Annotated in this window: 12 protein-coding genes; 9 read left to right on the top strand and 3 right to left on the bottom strand. The window is 32.4% G+C overall.

Annotation, left to right across the window (positions count from 1 at the left end; genetic code table 11):
• The first annotated feature begins 27 nt into the window (after window positions 1–27).
• The gene (gene pyrE / locus QZZ53_RS15930) at window positions 28–672 is read left to right on the top strand and encodes an orotate phosphoribosyltransferase (RefSeq protein WP_296386521.1); all 645 of its coding nucleotides are present in this window, start codon (window positions 28–30) and stop codon (window positions 670–672) included.
• Window positions 673–698: 26 nt separating this feature from the next.
• The gene (locus QZZ53_RS15925) at window positions 699–1,094 is read left to right on the top strand and encodes an SRPBCC family protein (RefSeq protein ID WP_296386519.1); all 396 of its coding nucleotides are present in this window, start codon (window positions 699–701) and stop codon (window positions 1,092–1,094) included.
• Here QZZ53_RS15925 and QZZ53_RS15920 read toward each other — a convergent pair.
• Window positions 1,091–1,822 (bottom strand): biotin--[acetyl-CoA-carboxylase] ligase, encoded by a 732-nt coding sequence (locus QZZ53_RS15920; RefSeq protein ID WP_296386516.1) that lies wholly within the window; start codon window positions 1,820–1,822, stop codon window positions 1,091–1,093. The two genes, QZZ53_RS15925 and QZZ53_RS15920, sit on opposite strands and share 4 nt — an antisense overlap.
• 93 nt (window positions 1,823–1,915) lie before the next feature.
• On the opposite strand from QZZ53_RS15920, the gene rsfS reads away from it, so the two are divergent.
• From rsfS to QZZ53_RS15885, 7 genes are all read left to right on the top strand, one after another.
• Window positions 1,916–2,287, top strand: a complete 372-nt coding sequence (rsfS, locus tag QZZ53_RS15915) for a ribosome silencing factor (protein WP_296386514.1) — start codon at window positions 1,916–1,918, stop codon at window positions 2,285–2,287.
• Window positions 2,288–2,304: 17 nt separating this feature from the next.
• A complete protein-coding gene (ftsH, locus tag QZZ53_RS15910) occupies window positions 2,305–4,260 on the top strand; it encodes an ATP-dependent zinc metalloprotease FtsH (RefSeq protein WP_296386511.1) in 1,956 nt (651 codons plus the stop codon).
• Window positions 4,261–4,363: 103 nt separating this feature from the next.
• Complete coding sequence (locus tag QZZ53_RS15905) at window positions 4,364–4,969, top strand: LUD domain-containing protein (protein ID WP_296386508.1); 606 nt, start codon at window positions 4,364–4,366, stop codon at window positions 4,967–4,969.
• Complete coding sequence (locus QZZ53_RS15900) at window positions 4,969–5,790, top strand: phosphatidate cytidylyltransferase (RefSeq protein WP_296386506.1); 822 nt, start codon at window positions 4,969–4,971, stop codon at window positions 5,788–5,790. Before QZZ53_RS15905 ends, QZZ53_RS15900 begins: the two co-directional genes overlap by 1 nt.
• Window positions 5,780–6,433: a phosphatidylserine decarboxylase family protein gene (locus QZZ53_RS15895; protein WP_296386504.1), complete on the top strand. Its 654-nt coding sequence runs from the start codon at window positions 5,780–5,782 to the stop codon at window positions 6,431–6,433. Before QZZ53_RS15900 ends, QZZ53_RS15895 begins: the two co-directional genes overlap by 11 nt.
• The gene (locus QZZ53_RS15890; protein WP_296386501.1) at window positions 6,430–6,696 is read left to right on the top strand and encodes an acyl-CoA-binding protein; all 267 of its coding nucleotides are present in this window, start codon (window positions 6,430–6,432) and stop codon (window positions 6,694–6,696) included. The genes QZZ53_RS15895 and QZZ53_RS15890 overlap by 4 nt, the downstream gene beginning before the upstream one ends.
• Window positions 6,697–6,715: 19 nt before the next feature.
• The gene (locus QZZ53_RS15885; protein ID WP_296386499.1) at window positions 6,716–7,876 is read left to right on the top strand and encodes a M28 family peptidase; all 1,161 of its coding nucleotides are present in this window, start codon (window positions 6,716–6,718) and stop codon (window positions 7,874–7,876) included.
• On the opposite strand, the gene QZZ53_RS15880 is transcribed toward QZZ53_RS15885, so the two are convergent.
• Window positions 7,873–8,784: an arginine deiminase family protein gene (locus tag QZZ53_RS15880; protein ID WP_296386498.1), complete on the bottom strand. Its 912-nt coding sequence runs from the start codon at window positions 8,782–8,784 to the stop codon at window positions 7,873–7,875. The two genes, QZZ53_RS15885 and QZZ53_RS15880, sit on opposite strands and share 4 nt — an antisense overlap.
• A 154-nt stretch (window positions 8,785–8,938) precedes the next feature.
• The coding region (locus QZZ53_RS15875) for a citrate/2-methylcitrate synthase (protein WP_296386496.1) at window positions 8,939–9,307 on the bottom strand (369 nt) is incomplete at its 5' end.

The raw sequence follows: 9,307 nt of genomic DNA, 5'->3' as shown, positions 1-9,307 counted from the left end.
GCCTACAAAATTCATTAATTTTGCATCATGATTTTTAATAAAGATACCGCTAAAAAAACCGCAGAAGTTTTATTGCAAATTAATGCTATAAAATTACAACCCAATGACCCTTTTACTTGGGCATCTGGATGGAAATCACCTATTTACTGCGACAACAGAATTGTATTGTCTTATCCTCTAATTAGAAATTATATTAGAGAAACAATGGCTAAACAAATCGAAGATCTTTATGGAAAACCAGATGTTATTGCTGGTGTAGCAACAGGTGCTATTGGTATTGGAGCTTTGGTGGCAGAATATCTTAATCTTCCGTTCGTCTATGTAAGACCAGAAGCTAAGAAGCATGGTCGCCAAAACCAAGTTGAAGGTTACATAGAAAAGGGACAAACTGTTGTGGTTGTTGAAGATTTAATTAGCACTGGTAAAAGTAGTTTAAATGCCGTACGCGCTTTAAAAGACGCTGAAGTTACTGTTAAAGGTATGGTTGCAATTTTCTCTTATGGTTTTAATGTGGCTTCAAAGAACTTTGATGAAGCTAATATCGAATTGCATACGCTTGGTAATTATGAAAACTTACTAGAACAAGCTTTAGATACACACTATATAACAGAAAAACAACAAGACATTTTAGCACAATGGAATGCCAATCCTAGCGAATGGAACGCTAATTGATATAGACCTCATATAAAAATTATATTATGAATTTAGAATCCCCAAAGGTAACTTTAGATAAATCTACTGAAGAAACGTTCAACTTTTTATCTGATGTCAAAAATTTTGAAAGCCTAATGCCTGAAAACATTAGTAAATTTGAAGTTTTAGAAAACGATAAATTTCTGTTTGCTTTAAAAGGAATGCCAGAAATTATTTTAAAGAAAAAAGAAGCTACACCAAATAGTAAAATTGTTTTAGGAGCTGCTGGCGGAAAATTAGACTTTTCTCTAATCGGAAATATTACAGAAGTTGAAGCTAATAAAACAGAAGTGCAATTATCATTTGAAGGTGAATTTAATGCTATGATGGCTATGATGATAAAAGGCCCAATTACTAAATTTATTGAAACTTTAGTGACAAATATGAAGACTGCTGTTTAATATAGTAACGTCACTTCTTTAAGGTCAAAGGTCTTTATAATTTCATCCTCTGTCCAAACTTTTAATTTTCCATTTTCAGTCACTCCTTGTATAATACCAGAAAATGTATAACCATCTGGAGTACTAAATGTTGATGGTTTATCTTTTCGAAATAGCAAAGATTCATATTCAGATTTTATTTTAGATAAATTTTGGGTTTCAAGAATTTCAAAATAGCCTTGTAACTGTTTCAAAATTTCAGATAATACTTCATCTTTATCGAAAACAATTCCAGAAATTAAATTCATGGATGATGCTTGAGGTAAGTTTTCGAAGTATTTCTGATTGACATTCAAGCCAAAACCAATTACAGAACCTTGTAATTGGTTACTTTTAATGACATTTTCTATTAAAATTCCGCATATCTTCTTGTCTTCTGACAAAATGTCGTTAGGCCATTTTATGTATAACTTAGGAATATTAAATACTGTTAATGCTTTACATATTGCCAAAGAAACCACCATGCTTATATAAAACTGTTGCTCTATTTTATAATGAGGCAATACCTTAAACACGCTAACTGTAAGGCTTTTACCTTCTTCTGCTTGCCAATTGGTTCCCATTTGCCCTCGTCCTTTGGTCTGTAAATCCGCGACAACAACAGTATAATCCCTTGGTAAAGCAGTTGCTGCCAGACGCTTTAGATAAACGTTTGTGGAGTCAATGGCATCAAGTTTGATTATATACATTTAAAGGCAGTTTTATTTTATGGTTTTCTTATGACAATTAGAGCCTACAAGAACTAAAAAAATAATAACTTTGCATAAATTTAATACATTTTAATGACGAAAGAAAATACCAATGCAGACCAACTCATTACAACAATCATAGGTGGTATAGAAGAGGTTAAAGGAAAAGAGATTATAATTTTAGATTTAAGAGAAATAGAAAATACGGTTTGCGATTATTTTATTGTTTGTGAAGGTACTTCTAATACACAGGTAAATGCAATCGTCAATTCCATACAAAAACAAGTTAGTAAAACCCTTAAAGATAAACCTTGGCATATCGAAGGAACCGATAATGCCGAATGGGTTTTAATGGATTACGTTAATGTTGTCGTACATGTGTTTCAAAAACATATTAGAGAATATTACGACATCGAAAGTCTTTGGGGAGACGCTAAAACAACTCAAATAGAAACTAGTTACTAAAAAGACAAACGCTACTGATGGCTAAAGACGATAAAAATTTAAACAAAAAACCAAAAATAAGTCCGTATTGGATATACGGAGCTATCATTGCTGCATTTCTTGCTATTCAAATATTCTCAGGTGGTTTTGGAGGTTCTACAGGAACCCAAACAAGACCAGCACAATTTTTGGATTATTTAAGCAAAGGAGATGTTGCTAAGGTTGTAATTGTAAATAAACGAGAAGCAAAGGTCTATTTAACTAAAGAAGCTAAAGAGCAAGAAATTCATAAAAAGACAAAACCGAATACGATACTACCTTCGGTAACTCCAGTACCAAACTATAAATTTGAGTTTGGTGACCTTCAGAATTTTGAAAAACAAGTCAATGAAATTATTAGTTCTAATAATTTAACGACTGAACTGACTTATGAAACTGAGCAAAATGTTTGGGGAGATTTACTCTTAACCTTATTACCTTTTATTCTTATTGTTGGTGTTTGGATATTCATTATGCGTCGTATGTCTTCTGGCGGAAGTGGAGGAGCTGGTGGACAGATTTTTAATATTGGAAAGTCAAAGGCAAAACTATTTGACGAAAAAGCAGATATAAAAACGTCATTTAAAGATGTTGCTGGTTTAGAAGGTGCAAAAGAAGAAGTACAAGAAATTGTAGATTTCTTAAAATTCCCAGAAAAGTACACAGCCTTAGGTGGTAAAATACCAAAAGGTGCCTTACTTGTAGGACCTCCAGGAACTGGTAAAACTTTATTAGCAAAAGCAGTTGCTGGTGAAGCTAAAGTACCATTCTTCTCATTGTCTGGTTCTGACTTTGTTGAAATGTTCGTTGGTGTTGGTGCGTCTCGTGTAAGAGATTTATTTAAACAAGCTAAAGAGAAATCTCCATCGATTATTTTTATTGATGAAATCGATGCTATTGGTCGTGCTAGAGGTAAAAATGCTATGTCAGGTTCTAATGATGAACGTGAAAACACCTTAAATCAATTATTAACTGAAATGGATGGTTTTGGCACTAATTCAAACGTAATTGTATTAGCTGCAACCAACAGAGCAGATATTTTAGATAAAGCTTTAATGCGTGCTGGTCGTTTTGATCGTCAGATTTATGTAGATCTACCAGACGTAAGAGAACGTAAAGAAATTTTTGAAGTGCATTTACGTCCTCTTAAAAAAGAAGAAACTTTAGATATCGATTTCTTAGCAAAACAAACACCTGGTTTCTCTGGTGCTGATATTGCCAATGTATGTAATGAAGCCGCTTTAATTGCCGCAAGAAAAGGAAAGAAAGCTGTTAATAAACAAGATTTCTTAGATGCTGTTGATAGAATTGTTGGTGGATTAGAAAAGAAAAATAAAATTATAACACCAGGAGAGAAACGAGCTGTCGCTTTCCATGAAGCTGGTCATGCAACTGTAAGTTGGATGCTAGAGCATGCTGCTCCATTAGTAAAAGTAACAATAGTACCAAGAGGACAATCCTTAGGTGCTGCTTGGTATTTACCAGAAGAGCGTTTAATTGTTCGTCCAGAGCAAATGTTAGATGAGATGTGTGCTGCTTTAGGTGGGAGAGCTGCTGAAAAAGTGATTTTCGATAAAATTTCAACAGGTGCTTTAAGTGATTTAGAAAAGGTTACCAAACAAGCTAGAGCAATGGTTACAATTTATGGACTTAGTGATAAGGTTGGAAATTTAACCTATTATGATTCTTCAGGTCAGTCAGAATATGGATTTACAAAACCCTACAGTGAGCAAACTGCAGAACTAATTGATAAAGAGATTTCTGATATAATAGAAAAGCAATATGATCGTGCTATAAAACTATTAGAAAATCATAAAGACAAACTCACAGAGCTGGCTGAAGTACTGTTAGATAAAGAAGTTATTTTTAAAGATAATCTTGAGAAGATTTTTGGAAAACGTCCTTATGATAAACCAGAAACTATATCTGAAATTATATCTAACGAAGAAGAGTAAATCTTAATGCTATCATATAAAAAACTTAAATTGACCAAATGTTAATTTAAGTTTTTTTATATTTGAGAAATGCACTAAAATTAGGATTAACAGCAACAATTGAATGAGCTTATTTCGTAAATTCTTCGGGAAAAAAGATCAAACCGAAGAGCACATACCAAATCAAGAGCGTGGCAAATACATGCCTGAAGTTAAATTACCTGTAGATGAACGTTTTACAATAAACTTTAAGGCCAATGGAGGTAAGTTTTTGTATTGCGAAAATATGGAGGAGGTTAAAGACAGTTTTAACTCTATTCTTGCCGAAAACAAATGGCATAATGATAAAGTTTTTCTAATCGATCAACGCTTATCAGAATTATTCAAGGATTTTAATCTAAATAGCACCAAAAAAACTTCAGAAAGTTCATACTTTTTATCAACCTGTGAATATTTAATATCTGATGATGGTTCTTTATTAATTTCATCAAATCAAATTGCAGAAAAGAAACTAAATGAATTGCCTGATCATTTTATTATTTATGCAACAACAAGTCAGTTTGTAGAAAGTATTGGTGAAGGTTTAAAAGGTATAAAGGAAAAAAGTAAAGCTACAATACCTACAAATATTACAACAATAAAACACTTTAAAGCTGCTGACGATAAAGACTTCCTAACTTATGGAAGTAGTGCTAAAAACTTATATCTACTTCTACTAGAGGATTTATAATGAAAGAACTACTTATAAGAGCAATCTCTGGCGCTATATATGTAATGTTACTTATTGGTTCATTATATGCACAAGAAGCCTTAATAGCTCTTCTCGCTATTTTTGGTGTTTTAAGCTTGATAGAGTTTAGCAACCTTATTAAGCTTAAGTCTTACATTCAATACATCATATTTATTTTACTATATGTTGGTTTTTTGTATGTATCCCTTTGGAATAAAAATCTTGCTGGTAGTGATGAAGCAACCCAAATCTTACTAGTCATTACCATATTTGTAAATCTTATTTTAATAAAAGATTTATTCACTTCGAATAAAATTCCTCTCTTCGAGTCTAAACGTTACTTTGCAACTACATTTTATCTATCTAGTGGATTTGTTTTTATGCTACTCATTGCTAACTATCAAAATAACTTTAGCCCATCGTTACTTTTAGGTGCATTTATACTGGTTTGGGTTAATGATAGTGCAGCTTATTTTGTAGGGAAAAATTTTGGAAAACAAAAATTATTTCCAAGCGTCTCGCCAAAAAAAACAGTGGAAGGTTTTTTAGGAGGCTTATTCTTTGCATGCATATCTAGTTATTTCATCGCAACTTACACAGAAACTCTTGGCTTTACCAGTTGGTTAATACTTGCAATAATAGTAAGCGTATTTGGCACATTAGGTGATTTAATTGAATCTAAATTTAAACGCCAAGCTGGTGTTAAAGACAGTGGAGTTATTATGCCAGGTCATGGAGGGCTTTTAGATAGACTAGATAGTATTATCTTTGCCTCACCATTTATATATTTATTTTTAAGAATATTAAGCTATGTTTCATAAAGAAGGTCATAAAATTATTTTCATAACACTTGTTATAGTTGTTGGGTCATTTTTTTTAATAGATGGATTCATTACTAATGAATGGTTACGCAAAGGTCTAATGATTGCCGTTTTAGCTTTCTTTATTTTAATCTTACAATTTTTTAGAAACCCAAAACGACATACACATGCTAATGACAAACAAGCATTATCTCCTGTAGATGGAAAAGTGGTGGTGATTGAAAAGGTTATGGAAAATGAAGTTTTTAAAGATAAACGCATTCAGGTTTCAGTATTTATGTCTCCTATTAATGTACATGTAACTCGTTATCCAATTGGTGGAAATATAAGCTATAGTAAATATCATCCAGGAAAATATCTTGTAGCTTGGCATCCAAAAGCGAGTGAAGAAAATGAACGAACAACTGTTGTGGTAGAAAATGACAATTTTGGTAAAGTATTATATCGCCAGATTGCTGGTGCTCTAGCCAAACGTATTGTTAATTATGCAAAACCTAATACTTCTGCTCAGCAAGGAGACGATTCTGGTTTTATAAAATTTGGTTCGCGAGTAGATTTATTTTTACCTTTAGATGCAGATATTAAAGTAGAACTCAACCAAAAAGTACGAGGTGGCGAAAGTATCATCGCAGAAATGAAATGACATCCAAAGAATTAGAAATAGAATTTGATGCTGCTGTGGAGCGTGTAAACGATCACAATGAGCCGTTTCCTGCTGATTTTTTACTTCGTTTATATGCTTACTACAAAAAAGCAACAAACAATTACGGACGACCAAGCAGTAGAAAACCTATCATTAACGCATTTAAAACTAATGCACTTTTTCAAATACAAGATATAAGTGAAGACGAGGCTAAACAAGAATATATAAATCTTGTTACCAATTACTTTTTGTATCGAAAATAATAACCTAATAGCCCTGATTATGGTTAAAAAATTATTCTTAAGTTTAATTATTACAACAATTTATAACATTACCTATGGACAAACCTATAATTCATTTTATGGAAGTATAGTTAGTAATGTTTCATCTACAAATATTGTAAATGATTTAACCACCTTTGAAAATTATGGGGTTAAAGAAGTTGGTACTATAGCACTCACTAATGCCGAAAATTGGATTACTTCTCATTACACAACTTTAGGATATACAAACATTGAGTTACAAGAGTTTACATATTCTGCTGGTACGAGCAACAATATTATTGTTACTAAAATCGGAACGGTTTATCCTGATACTTATGTAATAGTTGATGCACACTACGATACTATTCAAGGCACTGGTACAAATGATAATGGAAGTGGTACAGTATTACTTATGGAACTAGCACGTTTACTCAAAAATGTAAACACAGAATATTCTATTAAATTTATTCATTTCAGTGGTGAAGAAGACGGTTTAGTAGGTTCTCAATACTACGTTAATAATACTGTGAACCCAGAAAATATAGATATTAGAGTTGTATTTAATATTGATGAAGTTGGCGGAGTTAATGGACTAACTAATAATATAATTGTTTGCGAAGAAGATCGTAGCAATCCTCCGCAAAATAATTCAGAATCATCTGTCTTTACAACTATATTAGCAAACTGTATCGAACTATATTCAACTCTAGATACCGAAATTTCATTTGCTTATTCCTCAGATTATATTCCGTTTGAAAATAATGGAGAAATAATCACAGGGCTTTATGAGAAAAATGAATCACCATATGCACATACAACTAATGATTTATTAGTCAATATGGACGCTAATTACCTTTTTGAAGTAACCAAAGGCGCATTAGGAGCTCTAATGGAATTTTCAGTAGCATCAGAAGTTTTAGCTGTTGATGATTTTCCTATAAGCTCTTCTATCTTAATTTACCCAAACCCTAACAAAGGAGTTTTTAATATAAAACTTGATCCATCGATTAGTAATGATGTAGATTTTAAAATATATGATATCCTAGGAAAACTAGTTTATAAACAAATTCTGAAGCTTCGACTAACTCAGATTAATCTTAGTCATCTTGGAGATGGTGTTTATCTTTCAGTTATTGAGTCAAATGGTAGTAAAATCACTAAGAAGATTATAATTGATTAATCTCTTATCAAAGGCATTGTAGAACAGCGCAATAAGCCTTCCTGTTTGGCAATTTCAGCATAAGGTACTTCTTCTACAGTAAAACCATTTTCCCTGAGCCAAGAATTAAGTCTTGTAAAGTTCTGTTCAGAAATAACTACATCCTCAGAAATAGAAAATACATTACTATTCATATTGTACATTTCGTCTTTTGTGATTTCGAATATATTGTCTTTCCCAAAGAAATCAACTAACCATTCATATTCACTTTCTACTAAAAATCCATTTTTATGAAGTATGGCTTTATCTTTTCCTATGGGTTGAAAACAGCAATCTAAATGCAAAGCATTTTCTTTTGGTTCTGTATTTGACTTGCGTAGCTCAAAAGCCTTTACAGTTTTATGCGGAAACAATTCTTGAATAGTAATAACAGCATCCATATTAGTACGCGCTGTTATATAATCTGGATAATCTTCACCAGAATACGTGCCAATAAAAATATACTCGTTCCATGGCATTACATCTCCTCCTTCTACATGGCATTCTTCAGGAAGTATGATAACTTTGCCATCATTAATTTGCTCAATTACATGATCAATCGCTTCGTATTCACGCTCTCTATCTGGTAATATATTAGCTTTAATGAGTTTGTCTTCAATAACAAAAGCAATATCCCTAGAGAAAATCTGATTATAGTCCTTAATAGATTTAGGTCTATAAACGGTAACATCATACTTTTCAAAAACTTTAGCAACCGCGTCCATCTCCTTAACCATATCGCTATCCTTAGGATATGTCCCAGCTTTTATATGCTCTATTGATTTTGGATCGTAAGCATCTTCAATTGAAGGCACAGGTCCATTGCTTTCTGCTATTCCTAAAACAACTGCTCTAAGCCGAGATGTTTCGTTCTGTACGTTTAATTTCATGAATTAAAATATAATATTTTCAACGGTCACATAGAACATCCATATCATAATCCTTTGGTTAGCAAAATGACTTGTCATGGCTGTTTCAATAAGACCTTAAAATACAAAAAGCTTCATAAAGTTTATGAAGCTTTTTAATGTTTATTACAACATACTATCGCTCATCGATAGTCTTAAATGCTCTATATGTTTCACCAGTATATAATTGTCTTGGTCTGCCTATTGGTTCTTTACGCATACGCATTTCTCTCCATTGCGATATCCAACCTGGTAAACGACCCAATGCAAACATCACTGTAAACATTTCTACCGGAATTCCCATAGCTCTATATATAATACCAGAATAGAAATCTACATTTGGATATAGTTTTCTATCCACAAAATATTGATCTTCCAATGCTTCTTTTTCTAGCCCTCTTGCAATATCTAAAATAGGATCTTCTACTCCTAAATCGCCAAGTACTTCATTAGCTGCTACTTTAATAATCTTCGCCCTTGGATCAAAGTTTTTATAAACACGATG

It is taken from the genome of Winogradskyella sp., assembly GCF_016744625.1.
In the GTDB taxonomy this organism is placed as follows: domain Bacteria; phylum Bacteroidota; class Bacteroidia; order Flavobacteriales; family Flavobacteriaceae; genus Winogradskyella.
The sequence above is the reverse complement of the archived record's forward strand: the minus strand, read 5'-3'. Positions and strand labels throughout refer to the sequence as shown.